This is a genomic window from Sphingomonas radicis (assembly GCF_051400635.1).
In the GTDB taxonomy this organism is placed as follows: domain Bacteria; phylum Pseudomonadota; class Alphaproteobacteria; order Sphingomonadales; family Sphingomonadaceae; genus Sphingomonas.
Window position 1 is genome coordinate 105,860 of the sequence record NZ_JBLFFG010000003.1, and the last position, 21,793, is coordinate 127,652.

22 protein-coding genes are annotated in these 21,793 nt (G+C 66.6%); 12 read left to right on the top strand and 10 right to left on the bottom strand.

The window, feature by feature from the left end; genetic code table 11:
- Positions 1-8: 8 nt before the first annotated feature.
- Complete coding sequence (locus ACMGDH_RS12885; protein ID WP_436828630.1) at positions 9-1,457, bottom strand: FAD-binding oxidoreductase; 1,449 nt, start codon at positions 1,455-1,457, stop codon at positions 9-11.
- A gap of 74 nt (positions 1,458-1,531) precedes the next feature.
- Here ACMGDH_RS12885 and ACMGDH_RS12890 point away from each other — a divergent pair, with 74 nt between their 5' ends.
- The 4 genes from ACMGDH_RS12890 (at position 1,532) to ACMGDH_RS12905 (ending at position 4,577) form a co-directional block, all read left to right on the top strand.
- Entirely contained in the window at positions 1,532-1,990 is a 459-nt protein-coding gene (locus ACMGDH_RS12890) for a hypothetical protein (RefSeq protein WP_436828364.1), read from the top strand.
- 135 nt (positions 1,991-2,125) lie between these two features.
- Positions 2,126-3,544 carry a DEAD/DEAH box helicase gene (locus ACMGDH_RS12895; RefSeq protein ID WP_436828365.1) on the top strand — a complete coding sequence of 473 codons (1,419 nt, stop codon included), beginning with the start codon at positions 2,126-2,128 and terminating at the stop codon, positions 3,542-3,544.
- Between the two features lie 17 nt (positions 3,545-3,561).
- Positions 3,562-3,753, top strand: coding sequence for a DUF1289 domain-containing protein (locus tag ACMGDH_RS12900; RefSeq protein ID WP_436828366.1), 192 nt, complete (start codon positions 3,562-3,564; stop codon positions 3,751-3,753).
- A 68-nt stretch (positions 3,754-3,821) separates the two neighbouring features.
- Entirely contained in the window at positions 3,822-4,577 is a 756-nt protein-coding gene (locus tag ACMGDH_RS12905; protein WP_436828367.1) for an SIMPL domain-containing protein, read from the top strand.
- 6 nt (positions 4,578-4,583) lie between these two features.
- Here the strand turns inward: ACMGDH_RS12905 and ACMGDH_RS12910 are convergent, their stop codons facing one another.
- From ACMGDH_RS12910 to ACMGDH_RS12935, 6 genes are all read right to left on the bottom strand, one after another.
- Complete coding sequence (locus ACMGDH_RS12910) at positions 4,584-5,210, bottom strand: glutathione S-transferase family protein (RefSeq protein ID WP_436828368.1); 627 nt, start codon at positions 5,208-5,210, stop codon at positions 4,584-4,586.
- An 85-nt stretch (positions 5,211-5,295) separates the two neighbouring features.
- On the bottom strand, positions 5,296-6,150 hold the full coding sequence (locus ACMGDH_RS12915; protein WP_436828369.1) for a dienelactone hydrolase family protein: 855 nt from the start codon (positions 6,148-6,150) through the stop codon (positions 5,296-5,298).
- Between the two features lie 92 nt (positions 6,151-6,242).
- Entirely contained in the window at positions 6,243-6,917 is a 675-nt protein-coding gene (locus ACMGDH_RS12920) for a DUF1013 domain-containing protein (RefSeq protein ID WP_436828370.1), read from the bottom strand.
- A 192-nt stretch (positions 6,918-7,109) separates the two neighbouring features.
- Positions 7,110-8,132 carry a glycosyltransferase family 4 protein gene (locus tag ACMGDH_RS12925; RefSeq protein ID WP_436828631.1) on the bottom strand — a complete coding sequence of 341 codons (1,023 nt, stop codon included), beginning with the start codon at positions 8,130-8,132 and terminating at the stop codon, positions 7,110-7,112.
- A gap of 23 nt (positions 8,133-8,155) precedes the next feature.
- Positions 8,156-9,031, bottom strand: a complete 876-nt coding sequence (locus ACMGDH_RS12930; protein ID WP_436828371.1) for a UDP-2,3-diacylglucosamine diphosphatase — start codon at positions 9,029-9,031, stop codon at positions 8,156-8,158.
- A gap of 263 nt (positions 9,032-9,294) precedes the next feature.
- Positions 9,295-9,912: a glutathione S-transferase family protein gene (locus ACMGDH_RS12935; RefSeq protein WP_436828372.1), complete on the bottom strand. Its 618-nt coding sequence runs from the start codon at positions 9,910-9,912 to the stop codon at positions 9,295-9,297.
- 146 nt (positions 9,913-10,058) lie between these two features.
- On the opposite strand from ACMGDH_RS12935, the gene ACMGDH_RS12940 reads away from it, so the two are divergent.
- Positions 10,059-10,493, top strand: coding sequence for a hypothetical protein (locus ACMGDH_RS12940; RefSeq protein ID WP_436828373.1), 435 nt, complete (start codon positions 10,059-10,061; stop codon positions 10,491-10,493).
- 138 nt (positions 10,494-10,631) lie between these two features.
- Here the strand turns inward: ACMGDH_RS12940 and ACMGDH_RS12945 are convergent, their stop codons facing one another.
- A complete protein-coding gene (locus ACMGDH_RS12945; protein WP_436828374.1) occupies positions 10,632-11,633 on the bottom strand; it encodes an NAD(P)H-quinone oxidoreductase in 1,002 nt (333 codons plus the stop codon).
- A 77-nt stretch (positions 11,634-11,710) separates the two neighbouring features.
- Between ACMGDH_RS12945 and ACMGDH_RS12950 the strand changes: the two genes are divergently transcribed.
- Both ACMGDH_RS12950 and clpA read left to right on the top strand, forming a co-directional pair.
- On the top strand, positions 11,711-11,908 hold the full coding sequence (locus ACMGDH_RS12950) for a DUF1192 domain-containing protein (protein WP_436828375.1): 198 nt from the start codon (positions 11,711-11,713) through the stop codon (positions 11,906-11,908).
- 138 nt (positions 11,909-12,046) lie between these two features.
- The gene (gene clpA / locus ACMGDH_RS12955; protein WP_436828376.1) at positions 12,047-14,371 is read left to right on the top strand and encodes an ATP-dependent Clp protease ATP-binding subunit ClpA; all 2,325 of its coding nucleotides are present in this window, start codon (positions 12,047-12,049) and stop codon (positions 14,369-14,371) included.
- 91 nt (positions 14,372-14,462) lie between these two features.
- On the opposite strand, the gene ACMGDH_RS12960 is transcribed toward clpA, so the two are convergent.
- Positions 14,463-15,680 (bottom strand): DUF418 domain-containing protein, encoded by a 1,218-nt coding sequence (locus tag ACMGDH_RS12960; RefSeq protein WP_436828377.1) that lies wholly within the window; start codon positions 15,678-15,680, stop codon positions 14,463-14,465.
- A 161-nt stretch (positions 15,681-15,841) separates the two neighbouring features.
- Between ACMGDH_RS12960 and ACMGDH_RS12965 the strand changes: the two genes are divergently transcribed.
- From ACMGDH_RS12965 to ACMGDH_RS12975, 3 genes are all read left to right on the top strand, one after another.
- Positions 15,842-16,048 (top strand): hypothetical protein, encoded by a 207-nt coding sequence (locus ACMGDH_RS12965; protein WP_436828378.1) that lies wholly within the window; start codon positions 15,842-15,844, stop codon positions 16,046-16,048.
- Positions 16,049-16,079: 31 nt separating this feature from the next.
- Positions 16,080-17,780, top strand: coding sequence for a long-chain-fatty-acid--CoA ligase (locus tag ACMGDH_RS12970; RefSeq protein WP_436828379.1), 1,701 nt, complete (start codon positions 16,080-16,082; stop codon positions 17,778-17,780).
- Positions 17,781-18,431: 651 nt separating this feature from the next.
- Positions 18,432-18,935 carry an FKBP-type peptidyl-prolyl cis-trans isomerase gene (locus ACMGDH_RS12975; protein WP_436828380.1) on the top strand — a complete coding sequence of 168 codons (504 nt, stop codon included), beginning with the start codon at positions 18,432-18,434 and terminating at the stop codon, positions 18,933-18,935.
- 142 nt (positions 18,936-19,077) lie between these two features.
- Here the strand turns inward: ACMGDH_RS12975 and ACMGDH_RS12980 are convergent, their stop codons facing one another.
- The gene (locus ACMGDH_RS12980; RefSeq protein WP_436828381.1) at positions 19,078-20,475 is read right to left on the bottom strand and encodes an NAD-dependent succinate-semialdehyde dehydrogenase; all 1,398 of its coding nucleotides are present in this window, start codon (positions 20,473-20,475) and stop codon (positions 19,078-19,080) included.
- Between the two features lie 112 nt (positions 20,476-20,587).
- Here ACMGDH_RS12980 and ACMGDH_RS12985 point away from each other — a divergent pair, with 112 nt between their 5' ends.
- Positions 20,588-20,833 (top strand): exodeoxyribonuclease VII small subunit, encoded by a 246-nt coding sequence (locus ACMGDH_RS12985; RefSeq protein WP_436828382.1) that lies wholly within the window; start codon positions 20,588-20,590, stop codon positions 20,831-20,833.
- A gap of 43 nt (positions 20,834-20,876) precedes the next feature.
- Complete coding sequence (locus ACMGDH_RS12990; protein WP_436828632.1) at positions 20,877-21,743, top strand: polyprenyl synthetase family protein; 867 nt, start codon at positions 20,877-20,879, stop codon at positions 21,741-21,743.
- The last annotated feature ends 50 nt before the right edge of the window (positions 21,744-21,793 follow it).

A 21,793-nucleotide genomic window follows, 5' to 3' on the forward strand; every position in this document is an offset into this window, starting at 1 on the left:
GCGAAGGTCTATGGCGTGCGACCGTCGGGCGCAAGCGCCACCAGCTTGCCGGGATTGAGAATCCCGCGCGGATCGAGCGCGCCCTTGATCGCCCTGAGCGCCGCGATCCGTGCGGGCGAGCTAAGCCGTTCCAATTCGGCACGTTTCATCTGGCCGATCCCGTGCTCGGCGGAGATCGATCCGCCGGCGGCCACCACCATGTCGTGGACGAATCGCGTGATCGCCGGCCCCTCCTCGGAATACCAGCGGGCGGGATCGATCCCCGCGGGCGCGCGGACATGAAAATGGACGTTGCCGTCGCCGAGATGGCCATAGGCAACAGCGTGCGTACCCGGGAAGCGCGCCTCGGCCGCCGCGCCGCCCTCCACCATGAAGCGCGGCATATCCTCCACGGGCACCGAGATGTCGTGCTGGAGTGCGGGGCCAGCCGCACGCTCGGCCTCGGAGATCGAATGGCGGATGCGCCAGAAGGCTTCGGCCTGCGCTTCGCTGGCAGCGATCACCGCGTCCCCTGCCAGCCCCTGCTCGAGTGCAGTACCAAGAAGCCGTTCGAGCAGCGCGGCGGGCGCCTCGTCGCCGGGATCGGTGGTGACTGCTTCGATCAGCACGTGCCAGGGATGGCGGGTGTCGAGCGGCGCACGGCTGCCGGGGACATGGCCGAGCACCAGCGCGAGCGTTGCATCGGGAATGATCTCGAAGCTCTCGATCGTCTGGGTACGCGCTTCCATCGCACGCAGCAGCGCAAGCGCGCTCGCCGGGCTTTCGAGCCCCACCCAGGCGACCGCCCGCGCTGCGACGCCGGGCACCAGCCGCAGCGCCGCCGCGGTCACGATGCCCAAAGTCCCTTCGGCGCCGATCAGCAGCTGGTTCAGATCATAGCCGCGATTGTCCTTCTTGAGCGCCGCCAGCCCGTCGTGGATCGATCCGTCGGGCAGCACGGCCTCGACACCCGCGATCAGGCTCCGCATCGTGCCGAAGCGCAGCACCTGCGTTCCCCCCGCGTTGGTCGAAGCGAGGCCACCGATCGTGGCGCTGCCGCGCGCGCCGAGGTCCATCGGAAAACGACGCCCCTCCGCCTCGGCGGCGCTGCGCAGATCGGCGAGGATCACCCCCGCCTCGGCGACCGCCAAGTTGTTCTCGGCCGAGAGCGATCGGATGCGGTTCATCCGCCGCGTGCTGAGGAGCAGCGCGGACCCGTCCGCGGGCGGAGTCGCCCCGCCGACCATACCGGTGTTCCCGCCCTGCGGCACGATCGGCACGCCTGCCTCGCCCGCCAGCCGCACGATCGTCGCCACTTCCCCGGTGTCGCCGGGCGCGAACATCGCGGGTGCCTGTCCATGGAAGCGGCCGCGCCAGTCGGTCAGCCAGGGCTCGATGGTCTGGGAATCGGTGATCGCGACCTTGGGGCCGAAGCGTTCGCGGACTTGCTCGACGAGCCGGGCTTGTGCTGGAGTCATGGTGGCGGGCAATTAGCACGCTCCATGCCAGTTCATCCACCGTTCAAACCTGTGCCCTAGAAGCAAAGCCCGCCATGCCGAATCCGCTGACTGCCGCTTCCGGCTTCCTGCTGTTGCTCGCTGCTCCGGCCACTCCGGCCGTGAACCCGATCGACTGGGAAACGGCTGCCGGGCTGATGCAGCAGCGCGTGACCGTGCATGTGCCGCGGGTGAGCGTGACCTCCACCACCGTGATCCTCCGCTCGGAATCGCGCCCCGCGATGAAGGAAAAGAAGAGCTGGGACTGCGTGAAGATGGAGCGAGTCGCCGGCTTCACGGTCAATCGCTTCGACAGCGTCGACCTGCTGCTCAAGGACGGAACGCAGCTTCGGGCCAAGCTGGGCAAGAACTGCCCCGCACTGGGCTTTTATTCGGGCTTCTACATGAAGGCGACCGAGGACAAGAAGATGTGCGCGGGCCGCGATTACATTCGTTCGCGCTCGGGCCGCGCGTGCGGCGTCGATCAGCTGGTGACGCTGGAGCCGAATGATTAGGCGCGCTTTTCAGCTTCCCAAAATCGGCTTGGGCCGCTCCTTGATCGCCGCTGCGGCTTGACATCGGCGAGCAAATCCGCAAGCGCGTGAAGGCTTTGGCGGCGTGGGAAACTGCGCCCTTTTCCGGAAAACCGCATGAGCTTTGCCGATCTCGGCCTTTCTGACGACCTTCTGCGTGCGGTGACCACCGCGGGCTATACCGATCCGACTCCGATCCAGAAGCAGGCGATCCCGTCGGTGCTGATGGGCCGCGATCTGATCGGCATCGCCCAGACGGGCACGGGCAAGACCGCCGCTTTCGTCCTGCCGATGATCGACATCCTGGGCGAAGGGCGCACCCGCGCGCTGATGCCGCGCTCGCTGATCCTCGAGCCGACGCGCGAGCTCGCTGCGCAGGTTTCCGAGAATTTCGAGAAGTACGGCGTCCACCACAAGCTCTCGATGGCGCTGCTCATCGGCGGCGTGCAGATGGGCGATCAGGTAAAGGCGCTGGAGAAGGGCGTCGACGTCCTCATCGCCACGCCGGGTCGGCTGATGGACCTGTACGGCCGCGGCAAGATCCTGCTCACCGGATGCAACCTGCTGGTGATCGACGAGGCGGACCGGATGCTCGACATGGGGTTCATCCCCGACATCGAGGAAATCTGCACCAGGCTGCCCAAGAACCGTCAGACCCTGCTCTTCTCGGCGACGATGCCGCCGCCGATCAAGAAGTTGGCAGACAAGTTCCTGAACGATCCCAAGACGATCGAGGTCGCACGCCCCGCGTCGACCAATATCAACATCACCCAGCGGATCGTCGAAGTGCCCGCGAGCGGCTTCGAGAAGCGCAAGACGCTGCGGGCGTTGCTCGAGCAGGAGGAGGTCCGTACCGCGATCATCTTCTGCAACCGCAAGACCACGGTGCGCGAGCTCAACAAGAGCCTCAAGAAGTACAAGTTCCGCTCGGCCGAGATCCATGGCGACATGGATCAGTCGGCGCGCATCGCCGAGCTCGACCGGTTCAAGGCGGGCGACGTCAACATCCTCGTCGCTTCCGACGTCGCGGCGCGCGGGCTCGACATCAAGGGCGTGAGCCACGTCTTCAACTTCGATGCGCCCTGGCATCCCGACGACTATGTCCACCGTATCGGCCGCACCGGCCGCGCGGGCGCGACGGGCACCGCCTATACGCTGGTGACTCCCGAGGACGCCGAGAACATCGCGCAGATCGAGAAGCTCACCGGCCAGAAGATCGAGCGCGTGGGCAAGCCCGCGGCTGCCGAGGGCGACGAAGCCGCCAAGCCTGAACCGCGCAAGCGGCGCGAGCGCGACGCAGGCGAGGAAGCCGCACCCAGGAAGCGCGAGCGCGGCGGCCGCAAGAGGGCCGAGGAAAGGCCCGCCGAGGAACGCGCAGAGAAGCCAGCGCGGGCGGCGGCGGAAAAACCTGTCCGCAAGCCCGCAGAAGAGCCTCGCCGCGGCGGGCGCCGTGCCTCGCAGTCTTCCGACGACGGGCCCGACGACGGCTGGAACGGGCCGATGCCCGACTTCCTCAACTACACTATCGAGGCCTGAACCCGGCAGCCGCGGCCATGGACGACGCCGGCCGCATTCCCTCTCCGTGCATCGACGTCTGCCGCATCGATCCCGGCACCGGCTGGTGCATCGGCTGCGGCCGCACGATCGACGAGATCGTCCGCTGGGGCGCCACCGATCCCGAAGATCGCCGGCGTGTGATGGCCGAGCTGCCCGAGCGGATGAAGCGCCTGCCCCGCTCAGCCTGATCGGCAGCCTTTACGTCGTCATGATGACCGCATAGCCTGACCTCCAGATATTGGGGGGAATTATGCGCATGATCGCCGCGATGATCGTCACGCTGCTGCCGGCATCCGCACTGGCGCAGGAGCGACCCAATCCCATCCCCTTTATCCAGGTGGTGGGAACCGCGACAGTCTCCACCAAACCGGACAAGGCCAACCTCGTCTACTGGGTGACCGGCGAGGGCAAGACCGCCGACGAGGCGAGCGAGGCGCTAGCCGCCAAGCAGAAAGCAATCGCGGGAGGGCTTGCCGGCCTGCTTGGGCGCGACACTCAATTGACCTCGGGCGAAGTGAGCGTGATCGAGACGCGCGAGCCCGCGTGCGACGGGCCGGGCAACTACAACAACCGCCCGCGCCTGAGCACCGGCGCCTGCGCCGTGACCGGCTATGTCGCCACGCTTCAGGGGACGGTGCAAACGGCGGCCGTCGACAAGGCTGGCACTGCGGCGGGCTTGGCGGCACGATTGGGTGCGCGCGACGCGCGGCTGCAGAATTTCTTCCTCAGCGATCCGGAGGAGGCCCAGCGCCGCGCGACCACGGCCGCGATCGCCGATGCGCAAGCGAAAGCACAGGCGATGGCAGCGGGCGCCAATGTGAAGCTCGGGCCGCTGCTCACGCTCAACGATCAGGCCGCCGGTCCCGATATGGTGGTCAACGCCGATATCGAATCGATACCGGGCGTATCGCTCGCCGCCGCCGCGCCGCCACCGCCGGTCGCGATCAATGTTTCGCCGCGCCCGATCGAGACGCGCGCGCGCGTCCATGCCCGGTACGCGATAGCGCCCTGACGCGGATCAGGCCGGCTCCTGCGCCGGCATCAGCGCATTGTCCTTCTCGTCGGCGCGCCTGGCCGCATCGCGGCTGCTCAGCCGAGCGAAATAATCGACGAAGGCGTCGCGCTTGGGCAGCGTGCCGAACTGCACGCCCCAGCCGACCTGCGATCCGACATAGACGTCCGCCGCGGTGAAGCGGTCGCCGGCGATATAGGGATGCGCGCGCACTGCCTGCTCAATCACGTCCACCGCCTGGTCATAGCAGCCATAGCCGAACATCCGCCCCTGCTCGGCCGAAGGAACGAATTTGGCGAAATTATTGGTGATCGCATGTTCGAGCGGCCCCGCCGCGAAGAACATCCAGCGATAATAGTCGGCCCGCTCCTCCGGCCGCGGCGCCAGTTCGGCCTCGGGAAAGGCATCGGCCAGATAGGCGCAGATCGCCGCGCATTCGGTGACAACATGCCCCTTGTGGACGATCGCCGGCACCTTCCCCATCGGATTGATCGCAAGATAGGCATCGCCCTTCATCGTCGAGGCATAGTCGAGCACTTCGATCCGATAGTCGGCGCCCGTCTCCTCGAGCATCCACCGCGCGATGCGGCCGCGTGACATGGGATTGGTGTAGAAAACCAGCTCGTCCGTCATGACGTCACTCCCCTCAGCGACTCGCGCCGGCTAGAACATTATGTGAACACGCCCCAGCCCCGTGGTCAAGTGCCACGGGGTTTCGTTAAAGCGCCGTTTCGAACAGATGGAGCAGCCGCGCCCACGCGCGCTCCGCCTGGGGCTGGTTGTAGACCGGGCTGTCCGGCGGGCACCAGCCGTGGAGCGTGTCCGGATAGACTTCGATCTCCGCGGGCAGCTTCGCAGCGGCGAATGCTTCGCGCAGCTTGTCCTTGTCGGCGGGAGCGCGTGCATCGTCGTTCGCTGCGATCGCGACCAGGTAGCTCGCCTTCATCTGCGGGATACGCGCCAGCATCTCCTCGGTCGCCATCCCGCCGCCGTGGAAGGTCGCGCCCGCGCGCACCCGCGCCGGAGAGCCCGCGGCGGTGAGCATCACCATCGGCCCGCCCATGCAATAGCCGGTGGTGCCGATCCCGCGCTTCTGGTCCACTTCCTTCTGTTCGTCGAGGAAGGCGATAAATGCCCCGGCATCGCGAAGTGTCGCTTCCGAAGTCAGCAGCTTGCGGTACTCGAAGGCGCGGTCGCGCACCTTCGCCGGGTCCTCTCCCGGCCCGGTGTAGGGCGGCTTGGCGGAGCGGTAGAAGGGATTGACGGTGAGCACCGCATAGCCCGACTGTGCGAGCCGATCGGCCATCTGGCGGAACGCGGGGCGCAGTCCCATGATGTCGGGCCAGACGAGCACTGCGGGGTGCTTGCCCTCGCCAGGCGCCACGAAATAGGCGTCGGCAACGCCGTCCGGCGTACGGATCGTGACGTCCTGCCCCTTTACCGGCAGCGCGTTGGCGGGAATCGGCAGCATCAGCCCGATGCCGGCAGCCGCGGTTGCGGCTCCGAAGGCCCGGCGCGACAGCGCTTCGCCGAGGAACCGTTCGTTGTCGGCGTCGGTAAGTTCGTCACACATGCGCGCTCCTCCCTCGTCGCCCGGCACGTGCCGAGTCGTAAGGCGCGAAGCTACACAGGTCGCGGCCCCGCGTCATGCGCGGGGCTCGCGGATCAATGCTTGAACAAAGTCTCGGCGGTGTGCTCGACGGGCGCGGCTTCCTCTTCGCCCTCTTCCGCCTCTCGGCTGTGCGCGTCGCGCTCGGCGCGGAGCTGCTCGATCAGCGCCTCGCGGTCGCCCTCCAGCCGCGTGTCCGTCGGTGCCTCGACACCCGCCGCCTTGGCAGCCTTGGCGACCAGCGCGTCGAGCTCGCGCTGCGAGCACAGGCCCAGAGTCACCGGGTCCTTGGGCGTGATGTTGGCGATGTTCCAGTGGCTGCGATCGCGGATCGCGGCGATGGTGGTGCGGGTGGTGCCGATCAGCTTGCCGATCGCGCCGTCCGAGATTTCCGGATGGTTGCGCAGGATCCAGGCGATACCGTCCGGCTTGTCCTGGCGCTTGGAGACCGGCGTGTAGCGCGGCCCCTTGGTGCGGCGGACCTGGTCGGGGCCCTTGAGGATCTTGAGGCGATAGTCCGGGTCCTTCTGGCCCTTCTCGATCTCCTCCATGGTGAGTTCATGCGCGCGCACCGGATCGCGCCCCGTCAGCTTGGTCGTGGCAGTGTCGTCGGCAATCGCCTGCACTTCCAGGATGTGCAGCCCGCAGAAGTCGGCGATCTGCTCGAACGAGAGCGAAGTGTTGTCGACCAGCCAGGAAGCGGTCGCATGCGGCATCAGCGGCTGGGCCACGGTCGAAGTCTCCAGAAACAATAAGGGCCGCCCATCACGGGCGGCCGGTCACGGTCCCGACTTAGTGCGGGATGCCCCGAAGGGCAAGGTCGCAATTCCCGCCGGCGCTGCCAATCGGCAATTCGACGACCGCCGAATCCACTCGGTCACCCCGCGAAAGCGGGGGGTGACGATCAGAGGACTCCGTCAGACTCAGGCGGCCTGATCCTGGTCTTCCATCGGCCATAGCGCGTTGAGGAACTGGCGCGCGCTGGCTTCCCAGGTGAAGCTGCGGCCATAGGCGGCGCAGGCCCTGGGGTCCTTGGTCAGCGCCCGGCCGATCGCCGCCGTCAGATCCTCGTCGGTCGCCCCCACCTCGGGCGTCAGCACGTCAATCGGTCCGGTCACCGGATAGCCCGCCACCGGCACGCCGCACGCCAGCGCCTCGATCATCACCAGCCCGAAGGTGTCGGTCTTGCTGGGAAAGGCGAACACGTCGGCGGCGTTGTAGGCCGCGGCCAGATCGGCGCCGAACATCGGCCCCAGGAACTTCGCCTCGGGAAAGCGCGCCTCCAGAGCTCCCCGCGCGGGGCCGTCGCCCACCACCACCTTGGTGCCCGGGTGCGTGGTCTTGAGGAACGCCTCGATATTCTTCTCGACCGCAACGCGGCCGACATAGAGCTGCACCGGACCCGCCAGTTCGGCCATCACCGGATGCGGGGCGAGACCGGGACGGAAATTGCTCAGGTCCACGCCCCTACCCCAGTGCTTCACCTTGGTGAGGCCATGCGCGATCAGCGACTGGCGGATCGAGGGGGTGGAGGCGAGGATCGCCTGGCTCGGCGCATGGAACCAGCGGATGTAGCGCCAGATCCACTCCGCCGGCACGCCCGAGCGCGCCGAGACATAGTCCGGGAACTGGGTGTGATAGGCGGTGGTGAAGGGCCGGTCGTGGCGGATGCACCAGCGCCGCGCGGCGACGCACAGCGGCCCTTCGGTCGCCAGATGGATCGCATTGGGGCGGAACTCCTCGAGCATCGCGCCCACCTGCGCGACGCGCGCGAGCGCCAGCCGGATCTCGGGATAGGTGGGGCACGGCAGCGAATAGAAGAGATCGGGCGAGATCACCTTCACGACGTGCCCCTGGGCTTCCAGCACGCGGCGGACGGACTGGAGCGTGCGGACGACGCCGTTGACCTGGGGCTCCCAGGCATCGGTCACGATTGCGATGCGCACTTCGCCGGCCTCCGGTGCCGCCGTCACGCCGCCTCTAGTCTGGCCCCGGATTCGGGCGCATCGCGCGCCGCTATCTCGTCGGCCCAATGGAGAATTTCCATGGTACCGTCGTAATGCTCGACGAGCGCGGTGCAACCCTCAACCCAATCGCCGTCGTTGTAATATTGCACACCCTCGATCTCGCGCATCTCCGCCTTGTGGATATGGCCGGCGACGACGCCGTCGATATTGCGGTGCGCAGCCTCGTGCGCGACCACTTCCTCGAACTTCGAGATGAACGAGACTGCGTTCTTCACCTTCTGCTTGGCGTATTTGCTGAGCGACCAATAGGGCAGGTTGAATATCCGCCGCACCCGGTTCAGCCAGCGGTTGAGCGCCATCATCCCTTCGTAGGCGGCGTCGCCCAGGTGCGCGAGCCAGCGATGCGAGAGCGTGATCGCGTCGAACTCGTCGCCGTGGAGCACCAGCAGGCGGCGCCCGTCGGCGGTCTCGTGGATATCCTGGCGCTTGATCCGAACCCCGCCGAAATCCAGCCCGGTGAACTGGCGGAACATCTCGTCGTGGTTGCCGGGGACATAGACGACGTCGGTGCCGCGCTTGGCACGCTTGAGCACGCGCCAGACGATGTCGTTGTGCGCCGCCGGCCAGTAGAAGCGCTTCTTGAGCGCCCAGCCATCGATGATGTCGCCGACGAGATACATCTTCTCGCTGTCGACATGGTCGAGGAAGTCGATGAGCATCTCGGCGTTGCAGCCGCGGGTGCCTAGGTGGACGTCCGAGATCCAGATCGTACGATATTGGCGCCGACCGCCCACCACCCGCTCCGGAATTGCCGGCTGGGTGGCGTGGAAATCGGCGAGATGCGCAGCGTCGAACGGAAGCCTGGTGATCGTTGCCATGATCATTCCCCCGCGTGGAGACTGAGCGCCCTATGGCGGGGGAATGTTACAACTGGAATCGCGGCAGCTTCCGTATCACTACGGAAATCAACGGATCGCGGGCCGATCCTCCGAATCCTCCCAATCCTCCGCTAGGGGGAGGTGTCAGCCGCAGGCTGACGGAGGGGGTGGATTCCAGAACCTGCCAGCCGACGTGCTTCCTCCCCCTCCATCGCCTTCGGCGCCACCCTCCCCCTGGCGGGGGAGGATTGGCGAAGTCGGTGCTAATCGGTGATGGCGATATGCCCGGGCTGGGCAGCGACGCGGTCGATCCACTCCCGCACGTGGCGGTAGGGCGCGAGGGCGAACCCGCCCTCTTCGGCCACATGCGTATAGGCATAGAGCAGGATGTCGGCGAGCGTGAACCCGCCCGCCACCAGATACGGCTGCCGCGCGAAGTGCGCGTCCATCAGCGCCAGCGCCGCTTCGCCGCCGGCGATCTTGGCGGGAAGCTGCGCGCGCTGGAGGTCGTTCAGCCGGTCCTCGCCCACCAGCGTCCGCCAGAATCGCACGGTCGCGATGTTGGGCTCGTGATTATATTGTTCCCAGAACAGCCAGTGCAGCATGTCGGCCCGCGCAAACCGGTCTTCGGGCACCAGCGGGCTGCCGTCCGCGAGATAGAAGGCCGCGGCATTGCTCTCGGGCAGGAAGCGCTCGCCCAGCTGGAGCACGGGAATGCGGCCGTTGGCGTTCACTTGCGACAGGAACTCGGGGGTGCGCGTCTCGCCTTTCAATATGTCGTATTGCCGCCGTTCGAGCGGCACCCCGACATGCGCCGCGGTCAGCCGGATCTTGTAGCAGTTCCCCGACGGCGCATATTCGTGAAGGATCAGCGGTTCCATTTGCGGCACTCCCCTTTCTCGTGATCGCGGCTCCCTTTCCGCCAGCTGCGCCCGCCGTCAAATCAATCGCGCGCGCCGACGCATAAGGCCGGCTTATGCCCGACCTCTCGCCCCCGCACTCTATAATGATCGTGAAGGGAAAGCCGGTGGAACTGCAGCAGCTCTACGACGAACATCGCGAACTCTATCGCCTCGGGGACGAGCTGGTCGAAGCCGTGGCCGCGGAGCCGCTGCAGGTCTGCGCGATCGTCGCGGCGCGCCGCCGACTGTCGCAGGCAGTGCTGCGCCACATGGCGCACGAGGCGCGGATCGCGCTCGCCCCGCTCACGGCAAGCCCAGACCCCGCCGACCAGGCGATCGCCCGGCGCTACACCAGCGATCTGCTCGCGATGCGGCAGGAAAGTAGCGGCCATATCGGGCGCTGGACGACGAACGCGATCGAGGCCGATCCGGCCGGTTATCTCGCGGGCACCCGGCGGCTGCTGGAGCGCATGAAGACGCGCGGCGACTGGGAGGAAGCCGAATTTCTGCCCGCCGCCGCACATCGCCTCGCGCGCCCTGCGCTCCGCAAGGCAGGCTAAGATCTGCCCTCGTCAAACTGGGCCATCACCGTTCGCCCTGAGCTTGTCGAAGGGCGGCCATCCACGAGCGAAGGCGGTTGGAAAGCGCCCTTCGACAGGCTCAGGGCGAACGGTGTTTCCCTCTCGGCGAGATAGACCCTAGCCCTCCAGCGTCAGCACGATCTTGCCGATATGCTCGCCCGATTCCATCCGGCGGTGCGCATCGGCGGCGCGGGCGAGCGGATAGGTCGAATCGATCACCGGCCGGAACCGGCCTTCGTTCACATGCGGCCAGACCGAGCGGTGAAGCTCGTCGGCGACAAGGCTCTTGAACGCCGTGTCGCGCGGGCGGAGCGTCGATCCGGTCAGCACCAGCCGCTTGCGCATCACCTGCCAGATCGGCACCTCCGCCTGCGCGCCGCGCTGCACCGCGATCGATACATGGCGCCCTTCCTCGGCCAGGCACTCCAGGTTGCGCGGCACATAGTCGCCGCCCACCATGTCGAGCACGATGTCCACGCCGTGGCCGCCGGTGATCTCCTTCACCCGCGCGACGAAATCCTCGGCGCGATAATCGATCGCTTCGGCGGCACCAGCTTCGCGCGCTGCCGCGCATTTCGCGGCCGAGCCCGCGGTCACCACCACGTTGAGCTTGAACAGCCGCCCGAGCGTGATCGCGGTCATCCCGATCCCGCTGGTGCCGCCGTGGACGAGCAGCCAGTCGCCTTCTGCCGCATAGGCGCGCTCGAACACGTTGGTCCACACGGTGAACAACGTCTCGGGGATGGCGGCCGCTTCGATCATCGAGAGCGACTCGGGCACCGGCAGGCAGGTGCCATAAGGCGCGACGGCATATTCGGCATAGCCGCCGCCTGCGACCAGCGCGCATACCGGCTGCCCGATCAGCGCGTCGGGAAGCTCCTCGCCCACCGCCACGATCGTCCCCGCGACTTCGAGTCCCGGGATCTTCGGCGCGCCGGGCGGCGGCGGATAGAGGCCCAGCCGCTGCATCACGTCGGGGCGATTCACCCCTGCCGCGGCGACACGGATCAGCACCTCGTCCGGCGCGGGCTGCGGCACCGGGCGCTCGACGGGCACGAGCACCTCCGGCCCTCCCGAAGTCTCCGGATCGATTGCGGTCATCATTTCGGGCACGCGCATCGGGTCGTCGCTTTCGGGAACGGCATCGGCCCGGCGTTATTGACATCGCCTGTGGCAGGGTCAACGTTCTGCAGGTGATGGACGCCGACGAAAATCTTCCGCGTCGCAAGGACGACTTGCTTCTCCAGCTCGCGCGGCAGGATCTCGATCCGTTTTCGGTGGAGGAACTGCAGGAGCGCGTTGCCGCGCTGGAAGCCGAGATCGAGCGAAGTCGGGCAAAAATAAACCGCGCCATTAATCACCGCGCAAGCGCAGACGCTCTATTCAAGAGATGAGCGTGACGGCACCGGAGCCGGGCAAACACGCCAATCAACTCCGGTGCGGAGCCAGTGCGCTTGATGCGAGGCTCAGCCATCCCGACATAATGGGAAACGGGCCGTGTATCCTGTCGGCCCGAGTGGAGTTGTATCCGAATGCCTAGTTTCGCCTCCGCCCTCGAAACCACTCTGCACAAGGCGCTCGAAGCCGCATCCTCGCGCCGCCACGAATATGCGACGCTCGAGCATCTGCTGCTCGCGCTCGTCGACGACGAGCATGCGTCGAAAGTGATGAGCGCGTGCGGCGTCGATCTCGGCGAGCTCAAGAACACCGTCGGCCATTATCTCGATACCGAGCTCGAAGCGCTGAAGGTCGAGCAGGCCACCGATCCCTCGCCCACCAGCGGCTTCCAGCGCGTCGTCCAGCGCGCGATCCTGCACGTCCAGTCTTCGGGCCGCGACGAAGTGACCGGCGCCAACGTGCTCGTCGCGCTGTTCAGCGAGCGCGAGAGCTATGCCGTCTATTTCCTCCAGCAGCAGGACATGAGCCGGCTCGATGCCGTGAGCTACATCAGCCACGGCGTCGGCAAGGGCGCCGCTGCGACCGAGGCTGCCCCGCCCAAGGGTGCCGACGAGGACAAGTCCGCCAAGGGCGAGGCCAAGCCCGGCAAGGGCGAGTCCGCGCTCAAGCAGTTCACCGTCGACCTCAACGAGAAGGCCAGGGCCGGCAAGGTCGATCCGCTGATCGGCCGCGGGCCCGAGGTCGACCGCACCGTCCAGATTCTCTGCCGCCGCTCGAAGAACAACCCGCTCTATGTGGGTGATCCCGGCGTCGGCAAGACCGCCATCGCCGAGGGCCTCGCGCGCAAGATCGTCGAAGGCGACGTGCCCGACGTGCTCAAAGAAGCGGTGATCTATTCGCTCGACATGGGCGCGCTGCTCGCCGGGACGCGCTATCGCGGCGATTTCGAGGAGCGGCTGAAGCAGGTCGTCAACGAGCTCGAGAAGCTGCCCCATGCGGTGCTCTTCATCGACGAGATCCACACCGTGATCGGCGCGGGCGCGACCAGCGGCGGCGCGATGGACGCGTCGAACCTGCTCAAGCCGGCGCTGTCGGGCGGCACGATCCGCTGCATCGGGTCGACTACCTACAAGGAGTTCCGCAACCACTTCGAGAAGGACCGGGCGCTGCTCCGGCGCTTCCAGAAGATCGACGTCAACGAGCCGACGATCGAGGATACGATCAAGATCATCGCCGGCCTGCGCTCGGCGTTCGAGGGGCACCACAACGTCAAATACACGCCCGACGCGATCAAGTCGGCGGTGGAGCTCAGCGCGCGCTACATCAACGACCGCAAGCTGCCCGACAAGGCGATCGACGTGATCGACGAAGTCGGCGCGATGCAGATGCTGGTCGCCCCGTCCAAGCGCAAGAAGACGATCACGCCCAAGGAGATCGAGGCCGTGATCGCCACGATGGCGCGCATCCCGGCCAAGTCGGTCTCGACCGACGACACGCGCGTGCTCGCCAATCTCGAGACCGATCTCAAGCGCGTCGTGTTCGGCCAGGACAAGGCGATCGAAGTGCTCGCCTCGGCGATCAAGCTCAGCCGTGCGGGGCTGCGCGATCCCGACAAGCCGATCGGCAACTATCTGTTCAGCGGCCCCACCGGCGTCGGCAAGACCGAAGTCGCGCGCCAGCTCGCCGAGATCCTGGGCATCCCGCTCCAGCGCTTCGACATGTCGGAGTATATGGAGCGGCACAGCGTCTCGCGGCTGATCGGCGCACCTCCGGGCTATGTCGGCTATGATCAGGGCGGGCTGCTCACCGACGCAGTCGACCAGCAGCCGCATTCGGTGCTGCTGCTCGACGAGATCGAGAAGGCGCATCCGGACCTGTTCAACATCCTGTTGCAGGTGATGGACAACGGCAAGCTCACCGATCACCACGGCAAGACGGTCGATTTCAGGAACACGATCCTGATCATGACCACCAATGCCGGCGCGTCGGACATGGCCAAGGAGTCGATCGGCTTCGGCGAGAGCAGCCGCGAGGACGTCCAGGAAGAAGCGGTGAAGAAGCTCTTCACCCCTGAATTCCGAAATCGCCTCGATGCGATCGTGCCGTTCGACTATCTCCCGCCGGCAGTCGTCGCGCGCGTGGTGGACAAGTTCATCCTCCAGCTCGAATTGCAGCTGGCGGACCGCGGCGTCCACATCCAGCTGGACGACGAGTCCAAGGCGTGGCTCACCGAGCGCGGCTACGACAAGCTCTATGGCGCGCGCCCGATGGGCCGCCTGATCCAGGAGAAGATCAAGCAGCCGCTCGCCGAGGAGCTGTTGTTCGGCAAGCTCCTCCACGGCGGCGAGGTCAATGTGAAGCTCAAGGACGGCGCGCTCGTCTTTGAGATCACCCCGGCTGCACCGAAGAAGCCCAAGAAGGGCGGCGGCAAGCGGCCCGAGAAGATCGACGCCAAATAGGCGCAATGCCGAGTGGTAAAGCGACGGGCCCGGTAACTCCGGGCCCGTTTCTTTTTTGCGCCCCTATCGATTGCAAACGCACAGGCGCTGCTCAGCCGGTCGCGCGCCCGGGCGCTTCCCTCCGGAACGGTATGTCGCGTCCCCAATAGGTCAGCACGCGCCATGCCCATTCGATCGGGCCGTAGCGGAAATGGCGCAGCCACAGATGGGCGGCCGCCAATTGCGCGGCGATCGCTCCCAGCCCCACCCACAGGCGCGTCGCCTGGCTCCAGTCGTCCCACAATCCGAGCCCGAATCCGTAGAAGATCGGCACGAAGACGATTGATTGGAGAATGTAGAAGGTGAGCGTCAGCCGGCCCGCGCCCGCGAGCGGCCGGAGCAGCGCCCGGGCGCCGGTCTGCCAGAGCGCGCACAGCACCAGCAGCCACAAGCAGGTGCCCGAAAGCTCGAACCAGCTTCCGATCAGCATGCCGAACAGCCGGTCGGCGGCTGCGCCATGCTCCTGTGCGGCGAACCATGCGGACAGGCCGTCGCGATAGAAATAGAGGAGCAGCGCCACCGCGCCCGCGACGCCGAACGCAATCCACCGCTCGCGCGCGAAATCGCCCAGCCGCGCGAAGAAGCCGATCCGCCCGAACACCATTCCGATCAGATAGAGGCCCAGGATCTGCAGCATGCGCCCCGATTCGAGCATGAACCACCATTTGGGGATCTGCCCCTGCCACAGATTGACGCGCAGATATTCGCCCAGCGTGCCGTGCAGATAGACCTGCATCGCCGGATCGTTCCAATGGTTCGGCGGCTGCGTCGCCCATCCGTTCCCGGTCATCGCGGCGAAGAGCTGCGCGAGAAGCACCGGGCTGGCGAAGCAGAAGGCCGCCGCCGCCACCAGCATGCGATTGCTGCGCACCCGGTGCGCGAGGAGCAGCAGGAATCCCACACCTGCCAGCAGCTGGATGATGTCGCCGCGGTAGATGATCGAATGCACGAGGCCGATCGCCTCCAGGATCAGCAGCCGCCACGCAAACCGTCGCGAGAAATCGGTCCCGCGCTGCGCGGCGCGATCCATCAGGATGAAGAAGCTGAAGCCGAAGCACAGCGCGAGCAGCGAGAAGCTCTTGCCCATGAACAGCAGATAGACCGTGTCGGCGATCGGGCCCGGCAGCGGCTTGAACCAGTAGAGCTCGTAGCTTTCGATCATATGGACCAGGAACAGCGCCATCAGCGCGAAGCCGCGCACCACGTCGACCACTTCCAGCCGCGCTTCCGTGCCGCTACCCGTCCCCGCCACCGCGGCGCGTTCCTGCATTCGATCCCTTCCCGTCCGATGGTGACGGCTCCTAGCCGCGCAGTCGCGTCCGGGAAAGGACGATCCCGTTTCCGATTGTTTTCCATTGCGCGGCCGAGACCCGCGCGATCCGCTTGCTGGCAGCCGCCCCAGGGCGTAGGATCAGGCCTGGAGGGAGTTCGATGCGTAGATCCAGACAGGCGATGCTGATCGGCGCCACGGCGCTCCTCGCGCTGACAGCCCTCTCCTCCTCCCCGCCGCGCGCCGACATCCGCATCCTCGCGCACCAGAGCGGCGATCGCGCGCCGCAGCGGATGCAGGCGGCCGTCGACGTCGGGATCTTCGCTGTCTCGGTGCTGGTGACCTGGAGCAAGCGCCTGGCCCGTTGACGGTGGAGACAGGCCGCTTACACTCGTGTCAATGAGTGACCCCGAACACGTCTGGCGCACTGCCTATCGGCACCCGGGACCCTGGGACCAGAGTTTCCCGCCGGCCACCATGGTCCAGCTGTTCGAGGAGAGCGCCCGCGCGCATCCGCAGGCACCGCTGCTCGATTTCATGGGTCGCAGATACAGCTATGGCGAGACGCTGAACGGCGCGCATCGCGTCGCCTGCGGGCTCAAGGCGCTCGGCTATAGCCGCGGCGACCGGATCGGGCTCTTCCTGCCCAACGTGCCGCACTATGTCGCGGCCTATTACGGCATCCTCAAGCTGGGCGCGACGGTCGTCAATTTCTCGCCGCTCTACACGGTCGACGAGCTTGCCGCACAGGTAGAGGATTCGGGCACGCGGCTGCTCTTCACTCTCTCCGCCACTGCGCTGCTCCCCACGGCGCTCAAGGTGCTCGAGCAGAGCGCGCTCGAGCGGCTGGTCGTGGGATCGGTCGCGGGAGCACTGCCGCCCGCCAAGTCGCTCTTCTACCGCCTGTTCCGCGGCAGCGAAGTTACTCCGCGCCCGCACGACCCACGCGTCTCCGCCTTCTCGCAGCTGATCGCCAATGACGGCGCGTGCGAGGATATCGCGCTCGATCCCGAGCAGGATCTCGCGCTGATTCAATATACCGGCGGCACCACCGGCACGCCCAAGGGCGCGATGCTCACCCACCAGAATCTGTCCGCCAATGCCCGCCAGGTCGCGATGCTTGATCCCGAAATGGGCCAGGTCACGGATCGGATCCTGGGCGTGCTCCCCTTCTTCCACGTCTTCGCCAACACCTGCGTGCTCAACCGCACCGTGATCACCGGCGGCGAGATCGTGATGCTGCCGCGGTTCAACGCCAAGCAGGCCATCGCCGAGCTGCGCCGCACCCGCCCGCGCGCAATGCCGGGCGTGCCGACCATGTACCAGGCGCTGCTCGACGCGCCGGGGATGAAGCCGGACGATTTCAGCTCGCTGCGCTTCTGCATCTCGGGCGGAGCGCCGCTTCCCGCCGCGCTCAAGGAGAATTGGGAGTCGATCACCGGCGCGCGGGTTATCGAAGGATACGGCCTGTCCGAAAGCTCGGGCGTGGTCTCGACCAATCCCTATGAGGGGCTCAACAAATCGGGCACGATCGGCCAGCCGATCGTCGGCACGCGCGTGCGGCTGGTCGACAAAGAAGACCCGACGCGCCCGCCGCCGCAGGGCGAGCCCGGCGAGATCGTCGTCTCCGGTCCGCAGATCATGAAGGGCTATTGGAACCGCCCCGACGCCGACGAAGCTGTCTTCGTCGATGACCCCTTCGGCGACGCTCAGGGCAGGCACTGGCTGCGCACCGGCGATGTCGGCACGATCGACGAGGACGGCTATATCCGCATCGTCGACCGGCTCAAGGACATGATCGCGGTCGGCGGGTTCAAGGTCTTCCCGAGCCAGATCGAAGCCGTGCTCTATCAGCACCCGGCAGTGAAGGAAGCGCTCGTGATAGGGCTGCCCGATGCCTATCACGGCGAGCTTCCCCACGCCTATGTGACCCTCAACGAAGGCGCCGATACGAACGGGCCGGAAATATGCACCTGGCTCAACGGCAAGCTCGGCAAGCACGAGCGCGTATCCGAAGTGGTGGTACGCGAGAGCCTGCCCAAGACGATGATCGGCAAGCTCAGCCGCAAGGACCTGCTCGCGGAAATACAGTCGCGCTGATAACGCCAGCCGCCGCGGGTCCGTGACATCTGCTATCCGCCGGCTACCCTGGTAGCCGGCGGCGCCGCCCGGCGTCGTCCGGGCCGCAGCGTTATTCGACGAGCGGGCAGCCCGGAGCCCCGAAGACGGATTCGTCGCCGGTATAGTAAGTGTAGTAATAATACACGTACATGGGATCCCAGACGTAGGTGGTACCGGAGTGATTTCGCGCGAAGCGCCGCGCTGCCTCCTCGCATTCAGGATAGGTTATCCACGGCGGAGCGGGATGATCCTCCTCATAGGCAGCCGAACTCATCGACAACGAAGTCGATGCCGTCACAGGAGAACTCAAGATCACGGTTGATGCTAGCAGAGGCAAAACAAGCTTTCTCATTGCTTTCACCTTTCCTTCCGCGAAAATTGCGGCATGGAAAGAAATACGCCTCACAGAATTCCAGTCAATCATGCACGAACACTTCGCGCATGGGGGTAGGATTTCAAATATTTCCAGTTCGTTTCCAAAATTCGGTATCGATTTAATATTGCCGAGCATCGTTAGTTGGGCACACGAGAGCCGATGAGAAACCCAAAGTGACGCATTCTGCCGTTCTCCCTTGCGCTCCCTCCGCTTTGCAGAGATTGGGCTACCCAGCAAATTGCGGGAGGGATCGCGTGCAACGGAACAAGCTCATTCTACTGGCCGGTGTGGCACTGGCCTGCGGCGCCGGCGTGGCGATCGCCCGCGGCAGCCAGACCAGCCCTGCGCAACCCTCCCAGGACGCCGCCTGGCACAACCGGCAGATGCTCGCGCTGGCGCAGCTCAAGCCGGCCGATGGCTGGCAGCCGCTCCCGGGCGGGCTGCGCTGGCGCCGCGTAAAGGGCGATGGCAAGGGGGCGCACCCGACGGTCGAGGACGTCGTCACGCTTCATTATGCCGGCACGCTGATCGATGGCACCGAGTTCGACAGCTCCTATAGCCGCGGCGAGCCCGCAACCTTCCCGCTCGGCGCGCTGATCCCCGCCTGGCAGCTCGCGGTGCCGGTGATGGGCGTGGGCGACACGATCGAGATCGCGAGCCCCGCCGACCTTGCCTATGGCCCCGAGGGCAAGGGCCCAATCCCCGGCGGCGCCACTTTGCTCTTCAAGATCGAGCTGCTGGGGATCGAAGGGAAGTAGGCCCCCTATCCTCCCCCGCCAGGGGGAGGTGGCGCCGGAGGCGACGGAGGGGGAGGAAGCACGACGATGGCGGATCGCCGTCCGCCTCCTCCGTCACGCTTCGCGCGCCACCTCCCCCTGGCGGGGGAGGATAAGGCGGGCCTCAATCCCCCGCCACCGGCCCGGTCCGCTCGCCCTTCCCCGCGAACATCACCGCCTTTAGGTTCATGAACTCGTGCATTCCCCACGGCCCCAGCTCGCGGCCGTGGCCCGATAGCTTGACGCCGCCGAACGGCGCCTCGGGCGAGGAGGCGAGCAGCGAATTGACTGCGGTCATGCCCGACTCGATGTCGCGCGCGAACCGCTCGATCTCGGCTTCGTCCTCGGTCCACACGGCCGAGCCCAGGCCATAGGGCACGTCGTTGGCCAGCGCGATCGCCGCATCGATGTCGGCGGCTTTGTAGACCAGCGCCACCGGGCCGAAGATCTCTTCCTTGGCGACATCGCTCTCCGGGTCGAGATCGACCAGCACGCCCCCCGTCATCCACGCGCCTTCGCGCTCGATCTTCTCGGCACCCGAAAGCAGCCGCGCACCGGCCGCCTTGGCCCGCTCGACCTGCTCCAGCACCGTGTCGCGCTGCGCCACGCTGGAGAGCGGGCCCATCTGCACGCCGTCCTCCATCGGATCGCCGATCTTCAGGGCTTTCATTCCGGCCTCGAACTTCTCGAGGAATGCGTCGTACACCTCCGCGTGCACGATCATCCGCTTGGCGCAGATGCAGCTCTGCCCCGCATTCTGGACGCGTGCCGTGACCGCGGTCTTCACCGCCTTGTCGAGATCGGCCGAGGGCATCACGATCAGCGGGTCCGATCCGCCGAGTTCGAGCACTACCTTCTTGAGCGCGCGGCCCGCCGCCTGCGCGACCTTCGATCCCGCCCCTTCGCTGCCGGTGAGCGTCACTGCCACCACGCGCTTGTCGGCGATGATGTCGGCCACCTTGTCCGATTTGACCGCGAGGTTCTGGAACAGCCCGTCGGGCGCCCCCGCCGCGCTCGCCAGCTGCTGCATCAGCGCCGCGCAGCCCTGTACGTTGGACGCATGCTTCAGCAGCGCGACATTGCCCGCCATGATCGTGGGCGCCAGGAAACGCACCACCTGCCAGTAGGGAAAATTCCACGGCATCACCGCAAGCACCGGTCCCATCGGCAGCCAGCGCGCCTCGACATGCCCGCTCGCGGTCTCGACACGGGTCGGCTCCAGATAGCGGGGTCCGTGCTCGGCATAGTGGCGGAAGCCAGTAATGCACTTCTCCACCTCGGCGATCGCGCCCGCGATCGTCTTGCCCATTTCCCTGACCGCCGTCTCGGCGAGGTGGCGCTTGTCGGCCTCCCACCGGTCGGCGATCGCTGCCAGCAACGCGGTACGTTGCTCGAGCGGCGAGTTGCGCCACGACTGGAACGCCGCCTGCGCGCGCGAAAGCGCCATCTCGACGCCATCCGCATCGAGCTCCTTGTACCGCTCCAGGGTTTCGCCGGTCGCAGGATTGATGCTGGTGAACATGCGGAGGTCTCCTCGATGCCGTGGCAACGCGGGAGCTAGGGTGCCGGTGCCCCGCGCGCAATTCCATCGGAGCAGGTTGCCTTGAGCCCCCCGCCTGCCGCATAGCGGCGGCATGGCAGAAGAAGCGGATATTTCGGAGCTCTCGTTCGAAGAAGCGCTCAAGGAGCTCGAGCGAATCGTCGGCCGGCTCGAGAGTGGCGAGGCACAGCTCCAGGAAGCGATCGACCTCTACGAGCGCGGCGACCGGCTGCGCCGCCAATGCGCCGCGCGGCTCGATGCCGCCCAGGCGCGCATCGAGGCGATCCGCACCGATGCCGAAGGCCGTCCCACGGGCAGCGTGCCCTTCAACGCCGGTTGAGGTGAGGCTCGTGGCCGACGCCTCTCTCCCGCTCGAGGCGGCGATGCGCGATGTGGCGGGAGAGATCGACCGGCAGTTCGATCGGCTGCTGGCGGTCCCCGAGGATCCGCGCGAGAAGCTCTATCGCGCGATGCGCCACGCTGCGATCGGCGGTGGCAAGCGGCTTCGGCCGCTGCTCGTGTTCGCCACCGCACGACTGTTCGGCGTCGACCGGAACTGCGCCGCGCGGGTGGCGACCGCGATCGAGTGCATCCACGTCTATTCGCTCATTCACGACGATCTGCCGTCGATGGACGACGACGACATGCGGCGCGGCAAGCCCACGGTGCACCGCGCCTTCGACGAAGCGACTGCGATCCTTGCCGGCGACGGCCTGCAGACCTTCGCCTTCGAGCTGCTCGCAGCCGAGGCGACGCACCCCGATCCCTTCGTGCGCGTCGAGCTGGTGAGCGCGCTCGCCCATGCCGCCGGCGCCGCGGGCATGGTGGGCGGGCAGATGATGGATCTGGCCGCGGAGGCGGCGAGCTTCGACCTTCCCACCGTCACTCGGCTCCAGGCGTTGAAGACCGGCGCGCTGATCGGCTGCGCAGTCGAATGCGGCGCAATATTGGGCCGGGTCGGGCCCGAAGGCCGCAAGGGGCTGCGCGGCTATGCCCGCGATCTCGGCCTCGCCTTCCAGATCGCCGACGACATCCTCGATGCCGAGGGGGACGAGGCGACCGCAGGCAAGAAGCTCCGCAAGGACGAAGCCCGCGGCAAGCAAACCTTTCTCACCCTGCTCGGGCTCGACCGCGCACGCGAGCAGGCCGGGCTGCTCGTCGACCAGGCGATCGCCCACCTCCACGCCTATGGCGCCGAGGCCGACCTGCTGCGCGACATCGCCCGCTTCACATTAGAGCGCGACCGGTGAAGCAATCCCCCTCGTCACCCCCGCGAAAGCGGGGGCCCATCTCCCGATCT

Bases quoted from the DNA above. Each gene is read 5' to 3' on its own strand.
- ACMGDH_RS12885 (WP_436828630.1), bottom strand. From the start codon at position 1,457: ATGACTCCAGCACAAGCCCGGCTCGTCGAGCAAGTCCGCGAACGCTTC.
- ACMGDH_RS12890 (WP_436828364.1), top strand. From the start codon at position 1,532: ATGCCGAATCCGCTGACTGCCGCTTCCGGCTTCCTGCTGTTGCTCGCT.
- ACMGDH_RS12895 (WP_436828365.1), top strand. From the start codon at position 2,126: ATGAGCTTTGCCGATCTCGGCCTTTCTGACGACCTTCTGCGTGCGGTG.
- ACMGDH_RS12900 (WP_436828366.1), top strand. From the start codon at position 3,562: ATGGACGACGCCGGCCGCATTCCCTCTCCGTGCATCGACGTCTGCCGC.
- ACMGDH_RS12905 (WP_436828367.1), top strand. From the start codon at position 3,822: ATGATCGCCGCGATGATCGTCACGCTGCTGCCGGCATCCGCACTGGCG.
- ACMGDH_RS12910 (WP_436828368.1), bottom strand. From the start codon at position 5,210: ATGACGGACGAGCTGGTTTTCTACACCAATCCCATGTCACGCGGCCGC.
- ACMGDH_RS12915 (WP_436828369.1), bottom strand. From the start codon at position 6,150: ATGTGTGACGAACTTACCGACGCCGACAACGAACGGTTCCTCGGCGAA.
- ACMGDH_RS12930 (WP_436828371.1), bottom strand. From the start codon at position 9,031: ATGGCAACGATCACCAGGCTTCCGTTCGACGCTGCGCATCTCGCCGAT.
- ACMGDH_RS12935 (WP_436828372.1), bottom strand. From the start codon at position 9,912: ATGGAACCGCTGATCCTTCACGAATATGCGCCGTCGGGGAACTGCTAC.
- ACMGDH_RS12945 (WP_436828374.1), bottom strand. From the start codon at position 11,633: ATGCGCGTGCCCGAAATGATGACCGCAATCGATCCGGAGACTTCGGGA.
- ACMGDH_RS12950 (WP_436828375.1), top strand. From the start codon at position 11,711: ATGGACGCCGACGAAAATCTTCCGCGTCGCAAGGACGACTTGCTTCTC.
- clpA (WP_436828376.1), top strand. From the start codon at position 12,047: ATGCCTAGTTTCGCCTCCGCCCTCGAAACCACTCTGCACAAGGCGCTC.
- ACMGDH_RS12960 (WP_436828377.1), bottom strand. From the start codon at position 15,680: ATGCAGGAACGCGCCGCGGTGGCGGGGACGGGTAGCGGCACGGAAGCG.
- ACMGDH_RS12965 (WP_436828378.1), top strand. From the start codon at position 15,842: ATGCGTAGATCCAGACAGGCGATGCTGATCGGCGCCACGGCGCTCCTC.
- ACMGDH_RS12970 (WP_436828379.1), top strand. From the start codon at position 16,080: ATGAGTGACCCCGAACACGTCTGGCGCACTGCCTATCGGCACCCGGGA.
- ACMGDH_RS12980 (WP_436828381.1), bottom strand. From the start codon at position 20,475: ATGTTCACCAGCATCAATCCTGCGACCGGCGAAACCCTGGAGCGGTAC.
- ACMGDH_RS12985 (WP_436828382.1), top strand. From the start codon at position 20,588: ATGGCAGAAGAAGCGGATATTTCGGAGCTCTCGTTCGAAGAAGCGCTC.
- ACMGDH_RS12990 (WP_436828632.1), top strand. From the start codon at position 20,877: ATGCGCGATGTGGCGGGAGAGATCGACCGGCAGTTCGATCGGCTGCTG.